At 40.6% G+C, this 19,329-nt stretch carries 11 protein-coding genes and 2 pseudogenes; all 13 read right to left on the bottom strand.

Annotated elements, in window-relative coordinates:
- Positions 1-36 precede the first annotated feature (36 nt).
- Positions 37-1,584, bottom strand: coding sequence for a citrate lyase subunit alpha (gene citF, locus RWZ05_RS05070; protein ID WP_314642713.1), 1,548 nt, complete (start codon positions 1,582-1,584; stop codon positions 37-39).
- A complete protein-coding gene (locus RWZ05_RS05065) occupies positions 1,574-2,539 on the bottom strand; it encodes an aldolase/citrate lyase family protein (RefSeq protein WP_314642712.1) in 966 nt (321 codons plus the stop codon). The genes citF and RWZ05_RS05065 overlap by 11 nt, the downstream gene beginning before the upstream one ends.
- Complete coding sequence (gene citD, locus RWZ05_RS05060; RefSeq protein WP_009351290.1) at positions 2,539-2,808, bottom strand: citrate lyase acyl carrier protein; 270 nt, start codon at positions 2,806-2,808, stop codon at positions 2,539-2,541. Before citD ends, RWZ05_RS05065 begins: the two co-directional genes overlap by 1 nt.
- A 123-nt stretch (positions 2,809-2,931) precedes the next feature.
- Entirely contained in the window at positions 2,932-4,335 is a 1,404-nt protein-coding gene (locus RWZ05_RS05055; protein ID WP_314642711.1) for a DASS family sodium-coupled anion symporter, read from the bottom strand.
- A gap of 384 nt (positions 4,336-4,719) precedes the next feature.
- A complete protein-coding gene (locus tag RWZ05_RS05050) occupies positions 4,720-5,643 on the bottom strand; it encodes a LysR family transcriptional regulator (protein ID WP_314642710.1) in 924 nt (307 codons plus the stop codon).
- 12 nt (positions 5,644-5,655) lie between these two features.
- Complete coding sequence (locus RWZ05_RS05045; protein ID WP_314642709.1) at positions 5,656-6,399, bottom strand: Bax inhibitor-1/YccA family protein; 744 nt, start codon at positions 6,397-6,399, stop codon at positions 5,656-5,658.
- A 36-nt stretch (positions 6,400-6,435) separates the two neighbouring features.
- On the bottom strand, positions 6,436-8,184 hold the full coding sequence (gene pyk / locus RWZ05_RS05040; RefSeq protein WP_314642707.1) for a pyruvate kinase: 1,749 nt from the start codon (positions 8,182-8,184) through the stop codon (positions 6,436-6,438).
- A gap of 86 nt (positions 8,185-8,270) precedes the next feature.
- On the bottom strand, positions 8,271-11,678 hold the full coding sequence (locus RWZ05_RS05035) for a DNA polymerase III subunit alpha (RefSeq protein WP_314642706.1): 3,408 nt from the start codon (positions 11,676-11,678) through the stop codon (positions 8,271-8,273).
- Between the two features lie 12 nt (positions 11,679-11,690).
- Positions 11,691-12,458, bottom strand: coding sequence for a YgjP-like metallopeptidase domain-containing protein (locus RWZ05_RS05030; protein ID WP_314642705.1), 768 nt, complete (start codon positions 12,456-12,458; stop codon positions 11,691-11,693).
- A gap of 200 nt (positions 12,459-12,658) precedes the next feature.
- Positions 12,659-13,056 (bottom strand): annotated as a pseudogene (tnpA, locus tag RWZ05_RS05025) (IS200/IS605 family transposase).
- A gap of 690 nt (positions 13,057-13,746) precedes the next feature.
- Positions 13,747-15,183 carry a hemagglutinin repeat-containing protein gene (locus tag RWZ05_RS05020; protein WP_314642703.1) on the bottom strand — a complete coding sequence of 479 codons (1,437 nt, stop codon included), beginning with the start codon at positions 15,181-15,183 and terminating at the stop codon, positions 13,747-13,749.
- Positions 15,184-15,321: 138 nt separating this feature from the next.
- Positions 15,322-15,369, bottom strand: a pseudogene (locus RWZ05_RS05015) (hypothetical protein); the annotation flags it as partial.
- Between the two features lie 16 nt (positions 15,370-15,385).
- Positions 15,386-19,324: a filamentous hemagglutinin N-terminal domain-containing protein gene (locus RWZ05_RS05010; protein ID WP_314642702.1), complete on the bottom strand. Its 3,939-nt coding sequence runs from the start codon at positions 19,322-19,324 to the stop codon at positions 15,386-15,388.
- Positions 19,325-19,329 lie beyond the last annotated feature (5 nt).

Genomic DNA, 19,329 nt, shown 5'->3' with positions numbered 1-19,329 from the left:
GAACCGTTACAGATTCTACCGGACACCATATCTAACTTATAAAGGTTTACGAACCACGTCAAGGATGGAACCATCGCGGTATTCTACGATTGCCACGATGTCTTCGTCTTTGTCAGATACAGGAATGTCTTGTGGTTTACCAACTAAGTCAAATGCTAATTGTTGTAATTCTTCAATTGTGAAGATAGGCAAGTTGCTATCTTTGAAGCGTTCAATCAAATCAGTACGAGCTGGGTTGATTGCGATACCGTATTCAGTAACGAGTACGTCAACAGAGGATCCTGGTGTAATTACAGTTGCTACTTTGTCACGGATCATTGGCAAGCGGCCACGAATCAATGGGCAAGTAATAACTGTGCATTTAGCACCTGCTGCTGTATCAGAGTGACCGCCGGAAGCGCCCATCAATACGCCGTTGGAGTCAGTCATTACGTTTACGTTGAAATCAAGGTCGATTTCAGTAGCACCAAGGAATACTACATCTAAGTAGTTAGTAGTACAGTCTGTCCAAGGGTTAGCGTACATGGAAGCGGACATTTCGATATGTGCAGAGTTTTTATCCAAAGATGCTGCTGCCGTAGTATCGAATGTTTGAGTATCGTAAATAGCACGAATCAAACCTTCTTCAAGCATGCCAGTCAAGATACCAGTAGCACCACCGATAGCGAAGCCACCTACTTCACCGCGTTTGCGAAGTTTTTCAGCGATGAATTTTGCTACAGTCAATGGAGCACCACCAGCACCCAATTGGAATACGAAACCATCTTTAATGATGCCAGCTTGGTCAAGGAATTCACCAGCTAATTCAGCGATTTTGATTTGGATAGGGTTTTTAGTGAAACCTACCGCACCAGAAGCGATACCTTCTGGATCACCAATGCTTTCAACCTCAACAACATAATCGACGTCAGTTTGAGGAATTGCATAGTTGTGTACATAGTCAACTAAGTTATCAGTGATGATAACAGTTGTATCTGCATAGTGGGAGTCGACTTTAGCATAACCAAGTGCGCCACATGCGGATTTACCTGTACGACCAGTAGCATTACCACGTGGGTCAGCTGTAGGAGCACCCATGAAAGCTACGTCGATATGAACTTCGCCACATTCAATGGCACGAGCACGGCCACCGTGAGAGCGAATGATTACAGGGCGTTTCAATACGCCTGGGTTTTGAGTTAAGAATTTGCCAAGACGATCGCGCAAGCCAGATGTTTCGATAGCTGTTACAGTGCCGTCTTGAATCATTTCTACTAAGAACTCATGGCATGGGGACAAGGAAGAAGACGCAATTGTAATGTCTTTAATACCTTTCGCTTGTACGCGTTCCATAACCATTTTCATTACATAGTCGCCATTACGCAAGTGATGGTGGAAAGACAATGTCATACCATCTTTTACGCCAGCTTTTTCGATTGCTTCGTCGATGGAAGCAAGCACTTTATTAGTACCCACGCGACTCATGTGTACAGGTTTGCCTGCACGTTTCACTTTAGGTTCGATTGCGAATTCACCTTGGTATACTTCGCGACCTTCTAGTGCTGGGATATTTGTTGGGATATCGCGACCTACTTTATTTAACATCGTATTCTGCTCCTTCCTCTAATTCAACTTTAATGCCTGCTGCACGTGCTTTATCAACTACGCGTTGTGCACGAACTACGATAGGACCATCAATCATTTTGCCATCTACGGAGATTACGCCTTTGTTGTTGCGCAATGCATCTGCATAGCTGTTTAATACCTTAACGGAATGAGCGATTTCTTTTTCGTCAGGAGTGAATACTTCGTGAACGATTTTGATTTGGCTTGGGTGGATACAAGATTTACCATCGAAGCCCAATGCTTTAATGAATTCAACTTCTTCGCGGAAACCTTGAGGGTCTTTCACGTCGGAGAATACAGTATCAACTACGCGGATACCTGCTTCGCGTGCTGCATGAAGGATTGTTTGACGAGCGAACAACAATTCTACAGCTGGTTTATGTTTACCAGTGCGAAGGTCAGCGCGGTAGTCTTCAGCGCCAAGAGCGATAGCAACTACGCGAGGGCCGTGGCAGATTTCACGAACATTGTACAAGCCACGAACGGATTCGATAGCTACGATAATGTTGATTGTACCTTCTTCCCAACCATTAGCTTTTTCTACTTCTTCAATTTTCTTCGCTACGATTTCAACTTCAGATACATCTTCAGTCTTAGGTAAACGGATCAAATCAGGTTTAGCAGGAACGATTACATCAAGGTCATCATAGCCGTAAGGAGTTTGTGTTGGATGGTTGATACGAACAACTGTTTCACCACGGAACTTACGGGATTTCAAAGCTTCTGCAGTTAAAAGACGAGCTGTATCTTTCTCTGTTACAGCAACGGAATCTTCGATGTCGATCATGATGGAGTCAGCACCGTGAATATCAGCACTGTTAATCATTTTAGGTGTATTACCAGGCACGAACATCATGGAACGAGACAAGCGTTTTTTCGCAGCCTCTGTTAATGGATTTGTTTTAACTTCTGGGAATGTTTTATCGTTAGCCATTATGCTTTGCTCCCCCTTTCCAATGCGCCTAATACGCGAGCTTTAATTGTGTAATCCCAAGCGTTTTTATCTTGTACGATTACTTTCACGCCGTCAAAACCAGCTTCTTTTACTGTGTTCAAAACAACAGATTTAATTTGGTCGCCATATTGACGGATAACTTTGGATGTTAATTCGATTTCGATGCCGCTAGCAATCGGTTCAACCGTTACTAATGCATCATTTTTTTCGTCGAAGCCAGCTTGTGCAGCTTTTACTAATTGTGCCATGTTGCATCCTTTCGTTGTGAAACATTTATAAATTTCAAGTCTGTACAGGCTCGTCGCGAGAGCCCCGTACAGACGTTGAATACTAACAATTAAATTCTAACACTTCATAGTGAAAGTTTCATATTACATGAAACCAGTCATTTTCCACCAAGGAATACCAATTACGTAGTTCAATACTAAACATACTACTGCAGTTATTAAACCAACTGTCCACCAATCTTTTACGTTATTGTAACCAGCGGAGAAGATGATTGGACCAGGAGCAGCACCATAGTGAGTTACGGCACCACCATAGGAGTTTGTACCAATCATGATGAATGCAAGTAATGTAGGATCTACGCCTGCGTTGATACCTAAGATCAAGAATACTGGAAGCATCGCGGAGATGTAAGCAGTACCAGATGCGAAGAAGTAACGAACCGCAACGGAAACAACGGAAATAAGAATAAGCATCATGAATGGATCTAAACCGAAGTTCATATGAGTTTCTAAGAATTTAGCCAACCATTCGAAGAATTTACCTTTATTTAATGCAGAGGATAAGCCCAAGATACCGCCGAACCAAATCAATGTATTCCAATCAGCTTTAGTTTTGAGCAAGTCATCCCAAGTAATAATGCCACATACTAATGTAGCAATCATCGCTACGATAGCAACTGCTGTAGCGTCAATTTTGATACCAAATGTTGGAAGAATCCAGCCAGCGATTGCAAGAAGTGCGATAGCGATAAGGCCTTTTTCGGACGCTTTCATAGGTCCCAATTCGGCTAAACCGTCAGCAGCAATTTTCTTGTTGTCGATTTCTTTTACTGTAGGGCGTTCATACATGTAGCCAATAATTGGAACAAGCATTAACATGATGAAGCCAGGTACAAACATGGCTATCGCCCATTGGGCCCAGTTTAAGGTTACGCCTGTCAACTTAGTAATGAATTCAAGAGCCAATAAGTTTGGCGCCATCGCAGTAGCAAAGAAGAAGGATGTTACCTTTGTTGCAAAGTAACCATTCTGCAAGAGGTAAGCGCCTGCTTTTTTAGCAGTTTCACCAGGGTAAGAACCAACTGCTTCAGCAATGGATAAGTTGATTGGATATACAATACCTGCTGCACGAGCCGTGTTGGAAGGAGTCGCTGGAGATAAGATCATGTCAAGGAATGCCGTAACATAACCAAGACGAAGGGTTGTACTACCAAAAGCGCGAACCAAGTAGTACGCAATGCGGTGACCAAGGCCAGTTTTACTAAATGCAACGGATAAAGCAAAGGCTGCGAAGATCAACCATAGTGCTGTATTGCTGTAACCAGCCAATACGTCTTTTGTATTGTTCAACAAAATAGAAGATGTAGCAATGCCTAATAATACTGTAACAGGAACTGGGAATGGTTTTAATACCAAGCCCACGATAGTAGCTAAATAAATACCGAATAATTGCCATACTTGCGGTTTGAGGCCTTCAGGTGTGCCACCGAACCACATAAATGCGACGATGGCAGCCATAATGCCAATACGCCATAATTTGTCTTTCATGTGTGTCTTTCCCTTTCTTAACTAACTTAGGCATACATAAAATCATCTAGTCTTTAACAACGTAACAGCTCGCGACATTTGTTACATCGATTAAGTCTATACTCATTATAAATGTTTAAAGAAATTATGAAAAATAGATTACCTTTATAGGGGTTATAAAAACTTTTATATCTATCAATCATACTTTTTATGCATTTTGAGCATAGAATTACAGCCCCAAATGAAAAAAATGCATGTATACGTCCCTAAAAGGGGGGTATACATGCACTTACATGGTACTGCTTTGCTCTTTCGAGACACTTTTATTATGAGTTATTATATCGAAAAAGTCCAATGCTAAAATAGCATGGATAAACAGTTATAAAAGCTCATAGATATGCTCTATTACAAGGACTCTTGTGCTTTATATTCTCTAAAAATACTGTCATCCACAACAGTGTGTTCTTTGTAATAATTGCGGACATATTCGATAAAGGTTTTTACAACTACTATATTCTCTGCATCTTTAGTGTACACCATGTTCGTATCGCGAGTGATATACTCGCCATCTTTACTACGCAATGGACTCACATAGATATCTCTATCCTTACAAGATCCAAGGCCCATATAAGTCAAAATCGACCATCCAAGGCCAGCTCGAACAAAGTGACGACAGGTACTCATAGAGTTTACATCCATGGCAACACTCGGAGGCTCTTCAAAATGTTCAGCACACCAAGTTTCGATGATGTTAGCTACAGACGCATCTGTTTGGTATTTAATGAAGGGCACCTTCTCCAATGATTCCGGTGGCACCAATTCTTTATAGACCAAACAATACGGCTCAGCTAATAACAATTCAGACTTACCAGATACATCATAGCCGCCACGAGCAAAGGCAACCATACAGTCACCAGTATTGAACATCTTTACTACTTGATGGCTGAAAGCAGTCTTTACTTGAATATGAACATCTGGGTATTGTTCCCGGAATGATTTCAATAAAGCAGGTAGTTCATAGTCTGCAAAGTTAATGGAAGACGCAATTTTTAAGGTCCCTTGAATCTTACCAGATGCCAAGTTCATAGCATGCTCCAACGCCTCTTGTTCTTGCATCATTCTTTTACAGTAATCATAAAAAATTTCGCCTTGTGCCGTGAGGGCAATCCCTTCAGCAGTCCGCAACAACAGAGAATGGCCCAAAGCTTTTTCCATATGGCGCAACCGATAGCTCAACGCCGGTTGCGATAAAAATAATTTTTCTGCAGCCCTTGTAATATTGCCTTCATCAACAACGGTTACAAAGGTTTGCCATTCTCTATCGTCCATACGATCTCCTTGTTATCGCTTATTGCCAAAGATACGCAATAAGGATAAGAATAAGTTAATAAAATCTAAGTATAGATTTAGTGCACCTGTAATTTCGATGCGATCTAGGATGCTTTCATCCTCCATCAAAGCTACTTCAGTCACTTTATTTTTAATGCGGTTAACATCAATAGCTGTGAAAATGGAAAATACTACAACGCCTACATAGCCAAGCACGAGACTCACTGTATCACTGAAAGCACTGAGTACAGTCCAGTTAAAGTAACGAGCCCCTATCATCACAAGAGATACGATAATCATACCAAGTAAAGCAGCCATCACATATGGTGTTAAGGATGACAAGTTACGTTTTGTAGTGGCCCCTACAACGGCAAAGCCAATAAAGAATGCTAACGTCCCTACTAAGGCTGGAATGACGACACCAAACACATCGTATCGCAAGGATATCAAGGCCAATGTAAGACCATTCAAACCACTGTAGAAGAAGAACATACCACGCAAGGTCATTACGTTTGCCGTGTACGCACGAGCACTAAATAGTACTATAACGCCAAGCTGTACTAATAAGATAATATTGAAGTTTTGATACGCAAATTTCAACCAATTCGGATTTGCCAAAGTAGCGACTCCAATACCGATGGTAGTAAGTAAACCTACAACCATCCACAAGAAAGATCCCTTCAAACGTTGGGATACGATACTTTCAACCTGTGCAACCTCCGTTGCAGTAGGACCTGTTACATTATATGGGTTCATACTATCCCTCCTTATTTAATTATCACTCAATAAAGATTATCGAGCATTGGCAATGCCCGCAAACACCTTACCACGTTCACCGTCGATAGTTACCTCTTGACCTTCAAGGAGTACGTCATGAGCATTTTTTGCACCTAAAATTACAGGAATGCCATAGGTAATACCTGCAATAGCACTATCAGAGGTATAACCATCTTCAACAGCGATAATACCGCCTGCGCGTTTTGCAACAGCCATCAATTCAGGCTCCATTGTGCCCACAACGAGGATATCACCATCGTTGAAGCTTTTATAATTACCCTTATGATTAGCAGCAATGAACACAGTGCCTGTAACGGATTTACGTAAAATACCATTACCAGATAAGAGTACTTGGCCTGCAATATGAACGCGAATCATATTTGTAGTACCTGTGGCACCAGATGGTACACCAGCTGTTACGACTACAAGATCACCAGACTCAATCGCACCTGTGCTAAGAGCACATGTAATTGCTTGTTTTACCATTTCATCAGAGTTAACGATTTCATGGCCTTTAATAGCCTCTACGCCCCAGCATAATTGCATGCGGCGAATTGTTTCATCATGTGGTGTTACAGCAATAATTTTGCAAGCTGGACGATGTCGAGCAGTGCTAATCGCCGTATGACCAGATTCAGTACATGTCAAAATAGCAGCAGCCCCAAGGTTTTGAGCAATGTGTACGCTTGCTAAACATACAGCACTGGTAGTCGTCATATCCATATCTTGACGAGCACGGCTTGTGCTATCGTAAATAGCAGCTTGTTCCGTTACCTCTGCAATGCGAGTCATAGTCGTAACTGCCTCTACAGGATAAGCACCATTTGCAGTTTCACCAGACAACATAATCGCATCCGTACCATCTAAGATGGCATTAGCCACGTCACTTGCTTCCGCCCGTGTAGGACGAGGATTTTGAATCATGGACTCCAGCATTTGAGTGGCCGTAATAACTGGTTTACCTAAGTTATTACATTTTTCAATCATCATTTTTTGAAGAACTGGCACCTCTTCGGCAGGAATTTCTACACCGAGATCGCCACGAGCCACCATGAGGCCATCTGCTACTTCTAAGATTTCATCAATATTTTTAACGCCTTCTGCATTTTCAATTTTTGCAATAATCTTAATATCTTTTTGTTCAGATTCAAGAATACGACGAATGGCTACGATGTCCTTACCGCGTTGCATGAAGGAGGCCGCTACAAAATCTACCCTTTGTTGGCAACCAAAGCGCAAGTCCGATTCGTCCTGTTCAGATACTGGTGGCAAACTAAGTGCTACGCCTGGCACAGCCACCCGTTTACGGTTGCCGATTTCACCACTATTTTGAACTGTAGTAATGATATTGTTACCTTCAATAGCATCAATAGTCAGCGTTACAAGGCCGTCAGCCAAGAGAATCTTGTCGCCAACGGACACGTCGCCTACAAGACCTTTGTGATTAACAGAGCTAATTTCTTTTGTACCTTCTACTTCATCGGTAGTCAACGTAAACTTTTGACCTGCTTCGAGGAATACTTTGCCCTCTTTAAATAGGCCAAGACGAACCTCTGGGCCCTTTGTATCGAGCAATAAGGCGATTGGTTTATTAACGATCATCGCCGCATCACGCACCATTTGCATGCGCTCTGCTTGCTCTTCGTGAGATCCATGGGAGAAGTTGAAACGAGCCACGTTCATGCCAGCGCGCATCATATCTTCTAAGATACCAAATTTATCCGTTCCCGGACCTACAGTACATACGATTTTTGTACGTTTCATATTTCCTCCTATGAAAGTAGTCCCTAGATGGGATCTTTCATTTCTTATTATATAAATGTTCGTGAAAGCTATCTGTGGCACATATGTTATTGCACCTCTACGGAGCCCTCACCTAATATAGCTTCAATAGCCTTAATCGATTCATCACTAGGGTCAAAGCACATGTTCGGTGGCAAGTTAATGCGTTTCCGTTGACGGTGTAAGTATAGTGATGTTGGCACAGAGCCTGCAGTACTAGTTAACACCCGTTTTAAGGCTTCACTATTTTCTGGCGTGTCATATTGGCTATAAATGTGAATGGCCACATGTTTCGCCTGACTATAGTTTACCTTTAACGGCATAATGCGGTCTGCAATAATTTGCACACCCTTTTCATCCGCATCAACCCGGCCTTTCACCTTAACGATCATATCGACAGCCAAGAACTGTTGGCTTTGACTAAAGACCTTAGGGAACGCTACTACATTGGCCGCACCAGAGTAATCCTCGATGCGAAGAATGGACATAACCTCGTTCCGTCTCGTCATGCGGTCCGTCTTATTTTCAATCAAACCGCCAAAGGTTATAGTTTGACCATCATATTGCTCAGGATTTTCTACAAGGGCACCTAGTTCAAAGAGACCTTCTAATTCCTTTGCATAGCCTTGCAATGGATGTCCTGTAATGTAAAAGCCAGTATATTCCTTTTCATCCTTTAATTTATCGTCTTCCGATAAATCTTCCACATTCGGTACAGGGATAAAATCTACAGATTCTTCTATATCCCCAAAAAGGCTCATGGTGCCCATAGCAGCATCCTTTTGCTCTTTAGCACCAACGGCTTGGGCGCTTTCATACATATGCAATAATTGGTTACGGTTTTCCTTGAAGCCATCCATGGCACCGCATCGAATGAGACTTTCAAGAAGTCGTTTATTAACAACCTTGTTATCCACCCGTTTACAGAAATCTACGATATCCGTATAGAGGCCGTGCTCATTGCGCTCAGTAATCAAGCGATCAATAGCATTGTCACCAACGTTCTTGATGCCCCCAAGGCCGAAGCGAATGGCATCACCTTGTACGGCGAAGCTGCGCTCAGAATAGTTAATATCTGGGCCTAATACCTTAACATTGTGCTTCTTACAGGAGTTGATGTAGTACGTCAATTTTTGCATGTTCTGCATGAAGCTAGTCATAGTAGCAGCCATGAATTCAGGGAAATAGTGAGCCTTTAAGTACGCTGTTTGGTACGCAATATATGCATAGGCCGCACTATGTGATTTATTAAAGCCATAGCCTGCAAAGTATACGAGCAAGTCGAATACTTCATTTGCAATGGACTCTTCTATACCATTATTGATAGAACCTTGAATAAAGGACTCGCGCTGCGCCTTTAGAACAGATTCCTTTTTCTTACCCATCGCACGGCGCATCAAATCCGCTTGCCCAAGGGAGAACCCGCCCATGGCGGACGCAATCTGCATAACCTGCTCTTGGTACAAGATAACACCAAAGGTATCTTTTAAAATCGGTTCCAATATAGGATGTAAATAAGTAACCTCTTTTTTACCGTGACGGCGGTCGATAAAGTCCGCCACCATGCCAGAGCCTAGTGGACCTGGACGGTACAAGGCTACTAATGGAATTAAGTCTTCAAAATGCTCAGGCTTAAGGTCCATAACGAGCTTGGTAATACCTTCTGATTCGAGCTGGAATACGCCAGACGTATCGCCTTTTGTGAGGATATCACAAGCCGCCTTGTCATCGAGTGGAATGGCATCTAAATCGAGGTCAATACCGCGGTTAGCCTTGATGAGCTTTAAGGCATCCCCCATAACCGTTAAGGTACGGAGGCCCAAGAAGTCCATCTTTAAAAGGCCTAGTTCCTCGATATTATCCTTATCATACTGCGTTACAAAGCCTTCTTCGTTGGCATTTTGTACAGGTACGTGGTCATCTAGAGGGTCTGCAGAAATTACGACGCCCGCCGCATGAGTGGACGAATTTCGCGCTATACCTTCTAACTTCTTACCAAAATCAAATAACTCTTTAACGTTCGGATCAGCTTCATATAGAGCTTTTAACTCTTTACCTTGTAAAGCCTTTTCTAATGTAATCCCCAGTTCGTTGGGAATCATCTTCGCAATACGGTTCACTTCGGCTAGAGGTAAGTCGAGCACACGACCTACGTCACGAATTACGGCACGAGCCGCCTCAGTACCAAAGGTAATAATCTGAGATACACGAGCTTGCCCGTATTTTCGCGTTACATATTCAATGGCTTGACCACGCTTTTCATAGCAGAAGTCAATATCGATATCGGGCATGCTTACCCGTTCTGGATTTAGGAACCGTTCAAAGAGCAAATCGTATTTCAATGGATCAAGGCCTGTAATGCCAAGTAGATAGGCAACTACAGAACCGGCCGCTGAACCACGACCAGGACCTACTAAGATATCGTGCTCACGGGCATAGCGTACATAATCCCATACGATGAGGAAGTAATCTTCAAAACCCATGGTGCCAATAACATCCAACTCGTAGTCTAGACGTTTTTGTAACTCTTCAGACGTTTCACCGTAAAGGCGCGGAATTTCTCGTTCACAAACCTTACGTAAATACGTTTTAGACGTTTCCCCTTCAGGCACATCAAAGTGTGGCAAGTGATGTTCGTCGAAATTGAATTCTACGTTACAGCGGTCAGCAATTTTTAAGGTATTTTCAATGGCCCCAGGAATATGTGAGAATAACTGCGCCATCTCATCCCCTGATTTTAGATAGAACTCATCATTGGGGAATTTTAAGCGGTCTACCTCAGCACGACGACGGCCTGTAGAAATACATACCTTAATATCTTGCGCATCTGCATCCTCTTTTAAAACATAGTGGAAGTCATTAGATGCTACAATGCCAAGACCGTATTCCTTACTGAGCTTAATGAGCTCCTCTTGGGCCTTCGCCTCCTCTGGCAAGCCATGATTTTGGATTTCTAAAAAGAAATTATCCTTCCCGTACGTCTCGATATACCATTCGATGGAACGCTTGGCACCTTCCATATTATCTTGCAAGATATACTGAGGGATTTCCCCTTGAATACATGCACTGAGGGCAATTATGCCCTTGCTGTATTGACGCAATAAATCGCGGTCTGCACGAGGACGGTACAACATGCCTTCCGTCGATGCTTTCGACACGATTTTAACGAGATTACGATACCCCTTCATAGTCTCTGCCAACAAGATAAGATGTTTTAATCGTTCACGGCTACGACCTTCGGGACGATCGAATCGGCTGTTTTCCGTTACATATACTTCACAACCGATGATAGGCTTAACGCCTTGAGCTATACATTCTTTGTAGAAATAAATGGCTGCGTACATATTGCCATGATCTGTAATGGCAAGGGCCGGCTGATTTAACTCCTTCGCACGACGTACCATGTCAGGCAAACGACTGATGCCGTCTAGCAAACTAAATTCTGTATGACTATGTAAATGTACAAATGGCTGCATGGTACACCTCCTTTAAGGGCGATGAGCAAAATACACGTTCAATGACTTCTTACGAGCCTTCCAATCTGGCAAAAACTGTGCCACTAAATTGTGAAAGTTCTTGGAATGGTCTAAATATTTAAAATGAGCAAACTCATGAACCATGACGTACTCAATATACGCCTGTGGCCCCTCTAATAAGCGAGTATTCATCTTGATAAGCTGCTTTACTGGCGTACAAGAACCCCAACGGCTCTTCATACGCTGCTGTTTTATAGTTGGCATAGGGACATCAATACCTTGCTTATGAAAGCGTTGATACACGACCTTCGCCCAATGGACGAAGACCTTCTCCCCTAAATTACGCCAATAACTTTGCATTAATTTATGCTTCGCTTCAAAGGTCGTACCACGAGGTACAACCATGGTAAGGATTGCTTTTCCATCAAAGCCAATATGAGGCTTTCCATCCTGCTCAACTAAGCGCAACGTAACAGCAATACCTAGGATTGATAAGCTTTCACCATTCACATACTGTAACGCATCAACGCGCTTGGCATTCAATGCATCAATCTTGTAACGAGCCCGCTCAATAAAGGGCATATTCTCGATAACAAACTTGTCCACCCTATAATCCGGCACATACGCATTCGCCGACACATGGATCACACCATCCTTTGTAATGCGCATATTCATGTTCTTCACACGCTTGATGGTTAACTCATATTCAATTCTGTCGCCATTATAGGTAATAGACCTAGTTGTTGAAGTATTCATACCTTTTATTTTATCATAAAACACTCATAAAATCGTAAATTTCTGGTAATTTTAATAGGAATTATTCGATATAGATAAAATAATTAGAACCACCCGTAAAACGGGTGGTTTGCTCACGGGCTATAAGCCCATATTACTATGCCAGCGTCTAAAGGCGCTGGCTTTCACTACGTTCAAGCCGCATAGCCATTGACCCGTAACGCTCCCCTTAAAGGGGATATGTATTACTTGCTACCCTTAAAAGGGTCCTCATATTCTTTTACACTAAGTTTATCTTTCATTTGGTCATGTAACTCTTGCTCACGTATATATTTTTTTACGGTTGCTTCATTTAAACCCACCGTACTTACATAATATCCCTCAGACCAAAAGTGTCTATTTCCAAATTTATACTTTAAGTTTGCGTGTTTATCGAACATCATAAGTGCATTTTTACCTTTTAAATATCCCATAAAAGATGAAACTGCTATTTTAGGTGGGATTAATACTAACATATGCACATGATCTGCCATGAGCTCTCCCTCTATAAGCTTGACGCCCTTATATTCACATAAACATCTAAATTTTTTACGTAAACTATTTCTTATATAACTTTACGTCTATACTTAGGTGTAAATACTATGTGGTATTTTCATAATCATTTTGTATACGCAAGACTCTGTGTCTTTGTTGCCATATAAAATCACTTTTATTTTGTATATAATACGACTTGAACACCTACATTATACTTAAGCAAGGTGATTACTTTCGTTACCACACCCGCATAGTAGGTGGTTTTATAATTCGCGACTACGTCGCGAACCAGTCTAAAAACAATAAAAAATAATGTTGGAAGCGACACGGTTATAGTGCCACCCCAACATTTATTATGAAATCTTCTTTTAGTATAATTTATTGAGAAGTGTGTATATTATTAATCTAAATCAAAGAATTCAAATAGTTTATCACTCAAGTTGATAATAATATTTTTTCATTAGAGTATAGCATTCTAAAAGGACCTTATATGTTTAATATCCAGTACCAGATTATTTATGGCTATAAAATAATACACCTACTCAAAAAAATTATAAGTTAACCTACAAACATACTATTTTAATGATACGTACAACAGCGCATACAACGCATATAGAGCTATTAGATTTTACGTATAAGAACTACAATCAATGAAATCAAATTATTTAAAAATCAAAGAAATAGTTAATAGTAAGCTAGAAACGATATAAAAATACTCTAACTGAAATACATTACCTATTAAAAAGAACACTATAGCTATAACCAGTAATACATTACTAAATTTCATTTTCATACCTTTCTATTTATCTTCATCATGGAAAGCTAGCCATTCATCATAATCATTCAAAGCTTGTGGCCGACTGTTATATTTTATTTCTCCCACTACTACAACACCATCTACTATATTTACAACTACTATTGCACGACCTAAAAAGCGTACGCCTTTATATACATTGATACTCATCTTAACTACTTCTTTACTATCTCTTATTCCTTCTTTCGCGAGTTGTGATAGTCCTTCTTTTGTCAATTTCGCTGCAAGCTTAGTTTTTATAGCTTCTTCATTTTCGTTCCATAAATCAACTAAATTCATATCTATAACAATAGAATTCGTTGTATCTGGTCCATCTATATGTTGAGCTAATTGATTCCATTTTGTTGCATAAGATGCTACTGCTGCACCTGTATTTACTGAGCCACCAGTTACTTTATTAACCACACCACCTACTGCGGCACTCAACCATTGTGCTAATGCGGGATCATGTTTAGCAACTTTATTAATTTCGCTAATTAGCATCTCATTAGTCATAGTAGCTTTAAACCCGCTACCCGGTCCATTACCAGCCATACGAGCTGCCAACTCACCTACTACACCATGTGCAATAGATTTAGCTACTTTGCCATCCTTAGTTGTTGGTTGCCAATTATGTAGTTGTTCAAATACATTTTTAGCAAATAATCTAGCTAACTCTTGACGTTCTTCAATTTTCTTTTTATCAAAAATCTTATCTAATTGATGCAATGTATTTTCGGTATTCGTATTAATGGTCTTAGTATCAATTTCTTTACCATCTACAGTTAGTATACCATCAGAGATTGCAGATTGAGTAGTGGAGCTTGCTTTACCTTTAGAGCCTACACCTAAATTTGGAACTAGACCGATACTATTATAAATCTTATCATAGCCTTTTTTATCATTGGTCTTCATCTCTTCGAGTTTCTTTTTGCTACCATAGTAGTTATAGCCAATACCATTGTTGCTATATGTATACTCAGCTTCGTTTTGGATATCTTTCATCTCAAGAGATTTAGTAGTTAGTGTATTCTTAGCTTTCGGAGCTTCACTTTTAATAACAGCACCTTCCAATGTAGTACTATTTCCTACATTAATATTGTAGCCCTCTTCTCCAGCATAAATGCCGGCTTGTTCTGTTACGCTTTTCCATTTGCTATCAATTCGTCCAACGCTAGCATTTATGCTACCAGTTGGATCCTTGAAATTAGGCTTAGAGGATACTGAGAATCCAGCAGACTTACTATGTTCTTTAAAGTTATCTACATCTTGTAAGCTTTGAATATGTAAATCACGACCTGTATCTACTTCGACTTTTTTACCAGATACAGTAGAACCAATAATATTTGTGTCACGTTTTGCTTTAAGCTGTGCTAATTCGACTGCTTTAAGCTTAGTTGGTACATAAGTCTCTTGATGAGTATCTCCATTTTGGCGCGCCATATGACCGCTTGCATTAATGTCCAGGAGTCCACCACCAGTTAAACTAATCCCGGCACCAACACTCCATCCAGAGCTTTTATAGGTATTATTAACATCGACAGTATTTTTACCAGCTTCAAGATTAATAGCACTAGCACTATCTAAGACTAGCTTTTTAGCTTCTACCGTTTCACCTGTTAAACCAATACCACTTTGCTGAGCATCACGAGCTATAAGCTATAATATGTACATCATTTTCACTTACAAGAGTGCCACCTTGATATGTGTTTGTATCTACTACTTGACCTTGTTTTCTAGAAGTACTACCAATGCTTACAGATAAGTTAATAGCATCATCAATATTTTTAGCGCCTCGTTTAGCTTTACCGTCTACTTTATCAACTTTACCTGTTACGGCATCGCGTATTTTTTCACCATGTAAAGCTGCATCTACTGCTTCATATCCATCTTGTAATTGTTTACGTGCTTCGTTAAGTTCAAGAGCGGCTAATCGTTTATCATCGCGGCCACCAGCTTGTTTTATTGTACGTGTAGTATTTGTAAGTGTATTAGCGACTGCACCACCTAAGGATACAGTAAGCCCCGTCTTCTTATAGCGTTCATCGTGACTCATATGATTATGATCCACATTACCATCTAATGTCACAGCAGAGCCATCTAACACAGCACCTTCTTTAGCAACAATATCTGCGCTTGTAATGTGTACTGTATCATTTGCCTTAACAGTGACGCGTCCTTTTGTACTAGCAATTGTATTTCTTACAGTAGCTTCTTCATGGTTCGATTCATCAATATTATGTTTTTCTTTACCAATAGTGAAGCCTATACCTGCTCCACCTAGTAAGCCAGATTTTTTATGACGATACATACTAGCGCCATCTGTAGTCGATTTGTCAGCGCCCAATTCTACCTTACCACCAGCGGTAACAGATACGTCATTCTCACCTATAATTTGAGCAGATTGACCTGTTACATCTTGAGCACTTGTAATCTGTATATCTTTACCACTTACTGTAGATCCTGTTACAACTGTAGTAGTTGCATCATCCACCGCATTGGTACTTTCACGTTTTACTAAGCTTTTCTTTTTATCTAGATACACATGATTAACTGTACTATTAGCTTTCGCGGTATTTAATGCAACCGTATTACCAGATACTTTCACTGTATCTGCCGCTAATAGTTGACTACCTTCCAGTTGTACGGCATCAGAGGCTACAACGGAAACGTTCTTACCTTCAATGCTACTACCAACAGATGATTGTGCTTTAACAAGATCATGAGACTCAGTCGTTTGAGAATGTCCACCGCCAGATTTACCTTTATCAAAACGATGTTCTTCAAGCTCATGAGTAGCATTCATTGCCTTCATCGTTACATTGCGACCTGCCGTCACTTTTGCATTCGCATCTGAGGAGATGACACCTGCCTCCATAGATACATCTCGTCCTGCTACTACTGTTGTTTGACCAGCACCACCAATACGGCCTTGATCTACACCAGTCATCGTTTCACGGCGGTTGTTGCTACTATTCCACTCAACTTTGCTATTACCGGCCTCATACTGTACGCCTTTATTGATTACATCACGCCCAGCAACAACCTTTGTGGAGCCAGTTGCATTAGTTTGTGTAATAGTGCCACCTTCATTAACAATATCTTTCTTAGCATACACAGAGACTGTATCGTTGCCCATAATAGTGCCTTGTGTATTACGAACTTCGTCATTTGCTGTAACCGTAGCCGTGTTACCTTTAATAAGACCATTATCATTGTGAATGGAATTACCAGTAAGAGTCACATTGTTATCCGCTACAACACTACCGCTATTATGCATCGTATCAACAGAAAGGTTAATGGATTGGGCTTGCAAGTTAGCGCCACCCTCTACTCGTTTTGTGGTTGGTGCTAAATACAAAGTAGGGACTAATACAGTTTCAGTTTTACCATTTGGTAATACAACAGATTGACTCACTAGGAGTACTACATCCTCTTTAAGATTTTTTTGCTCAGCCTCTGTTAAACCTCGACCTAATACAATAGATTGAGATTTTGTTACACTAATCCCTGCATCCATCAACTGGCGGTATTGTTCTTCTGCGGAAAGACCAGATTGCAGTCTACTTTTACCAGTTTGACGCATAATCTCTTGCATAACGAGCTGTTGCTCATAATACCCATCACCCAATCGTTTTTGTATATTCATAGGGTCTAATTTGAGGCGAGATAATACGTAATCAGAAGATAAGAAGTTACGACGATTTGTAAAGTTTGGATCAGTTTCAATCACATAGGAAGTATTAGGATTCGTCGATAACTGACTCATACTATTTAACAGAGATGCATCTACAGTGGCATCACTTTTACTATTTTCTACATGCCCACCATAAATGGCAACCGGTACATCTTTAGGATTCACTTTAGTATTCTTATACTTAGCCTCACGAATATTGGTAGTATCCCATCCCTTTTTCTTATGACGACTATAACTTGTGGCAGTACCTTCTTCAGTAATATATTCATTACCTTTAGGATTACTTTGTTCATAATGACCTACAGTACCAGTGATATCACCAGCCGCACTAATTTGACTCGCTTCATTCACCATATGGTCTATATCCACATGTAAATTACCACCAGAAATGATTCGACCAGGATTAGATGTATCTACTGCATCTACTTCACGAGTACGATCATATTCATACTTAGTCCAACGATCATGATGTTCACCATACACTGAAAGTTGAAGGTTTTCAGAAGAGTGTACTACAACTTTATCTTTAGGAATTTTATCATCATGTCCATAAATCCGTTCCTCAGATAATTGATATCGCTTAATACTACCGGATGGAGCTACTTCATTTTTAACATGCTCTTTACCCTCTACAGCTACACGCTTAAGGGTAATACCGCCATTTTTATTGTCTACAGATTTCGCAAGTAAAGCTCCACCTTGACCAAACTCAATGGTAGATGCAGTATTTACAATACTATCTATCTTACCAGACACGGTCCCTTTGGAATCCATGGTTTTACCAAGCTGTAATTTACCTTCTGCTTTGATGACACTGCCCCCAGTATTGACAATAGACTTTGTCGCTATAGATAAATCTTTTTGGGCAATCATAACAGGTGCGTCTTTAGTTGTAGTATTGCCAGTTTGTATCACAGAATCAGTAGTAATCTTAGCCGTATCCACATAAAACTTACCTTTATTCATTTGCTCTAGACTTTTAGTGGTAACATTTGCATCTGTAGCAGCAATCGTGCCTGTATTTTGCAATTTGCCAGTACTATCTATGGTTAATGTATTTTGTGCAGATAATACGCCTTGGTTATTCACACCAAATCCGTCATTGGTACCAACTAAATACATACTATTTGCATACATGCCACCAATAGCCGCCACATCAAGGCCAACCTGACTAGATTCACCAGTTTTACTTGCATTCGAAACTTTACCAGAAGCATCAACGGAAATAGCATTCTTACCCGTTACAACTTGAGTATCTTGCGCCCAAACTTTACCATTAAGCTTTACCGCCTCAGCAAGCATATCTGTACGTGCTGTTTTAGAGGCATTAAGTCCTTTTTCACCTACGGTAATAACGCCTTGCTGAACGTTATAGCCTGTAACACTACCGTTATTGATAATCGGATTCCCTGTAGTTAAGGTAGCACTGTTAGCATTGATAAACGTTCCATTATTAACAGAAATACCATTAGGGTTTGCAATGATAACATGTGCCTTATCCCCAGCTACTTCAAGAGCACCATTCATAGAAGTAGAGCTTGTACCTGTTACTTCATTTAAAATCGTATTGGCCGTAGGACCTACTAAATTAGGGTTCCCCATAATATATCCTGCAAGCTCTGTATTTACAGGTCGATTCGCATTATTTAAAATAAGCCCCTTTTCGTCTACATTAAAAGCATTATATTGGTTATGTGATAACCCTTTATCATTAGGCGTATTAATATTAACGACAGTCATGCCATTTTGAGCTTCTTCTATTTTTGGCCCTAATTTACCTTGATCCGGTACAACAGAATTAGCAAGGGCCATAGGAATCCATGGTGCAGAGTTAGTTGCTAACAACGCAGCAAAGATAGCCATTGCCGTATGCTTTTTTATATTCATATTAC

Source organism: uncultured Veillonella sp. (assembly GCF_963543145.1).
In the GTDB taxonomy this organism is placed as follows: Bacteria; Bacillota; Negativicutes; order Veillonellales; family Veillonellaceae; genus Veillonella.
This window is presented reverse-complemented; position numbering and strand designations above follow the sequence as displayed.

Excerpts from the sequence above, each read along its gene's own strand:
- citF (WP_314642713.1), bottom strand. The coding sequence starts at position 1,584 with ATGTTAAATAAAGTAGGTCGCGATATCCCAACAAATATCCCAGCACTA.
- RWZ05_RS05065 (WP_314642712.1), bottom strand. The coding sequence starts at position 2,539 with ATGGCTAACGATAAAACATTCCCAGAAGTTAAAACAAATCCATTAACA.
- citD (WP_009351290.1), bottom strand. The coding sequence starts at position 2,808 with ATGGCACAATTAGTAAAAGCTGCACAAGCTGGCTTCGACGAAAAAAAT.
- RWZ05_RS05055 (WP_314642711.1), bottom strand. The coding sequence starts at position 4,335 with ATGAAAGACAAATTATGGCGTATTGGCATTATGGCTGCCATCGTCGCA.
- RWZ05_RS05050 (WP_314642710.1), bottom strand. The coding sequence starts at position 5,643 with ATGGACGATAGAGAATGGCAAACCTTTGTAACCGTTGTTGATGAAGGC.
- RWZ05_RS05045 (WP_314642709.1), bottom strand. The coding sequence starts at position 6,399 with ATGAACCCATATAATGTAACAGGTCCTACTGCAACGGAGGTTGCACAG.
- pyk (WP_314642707.1), bottom strand. The coding sequence starts at position 8,184 with ATGAAACGTACAAAAATCGTATGTACTGTAGGTCCGGGAACGGATAAA.
- RWZ05_RS05035 (WP_314642706.1), bottom strand. The coding sequence starts at position 11,678 with ATGCAGCCATTTGTACATTTACATAGTCATACAGAATTTAGTTTGCTA.
- RWZ05_RS05020 (WP_314642703.1), bottom strand. The coding sequence starts at position 15,183 with ATGGCGCGCCAAAATGGAGATACTCATCAAGAGACTTATGTACCAACT.
- RWZ05_RS05010 (WP_314642702.1), bottom strand. The coding sequence starts at position 19,324 with ATGAATATAAAAAAGCATACGGCAATGGCTATCTTTGCTGCGTTGTTA.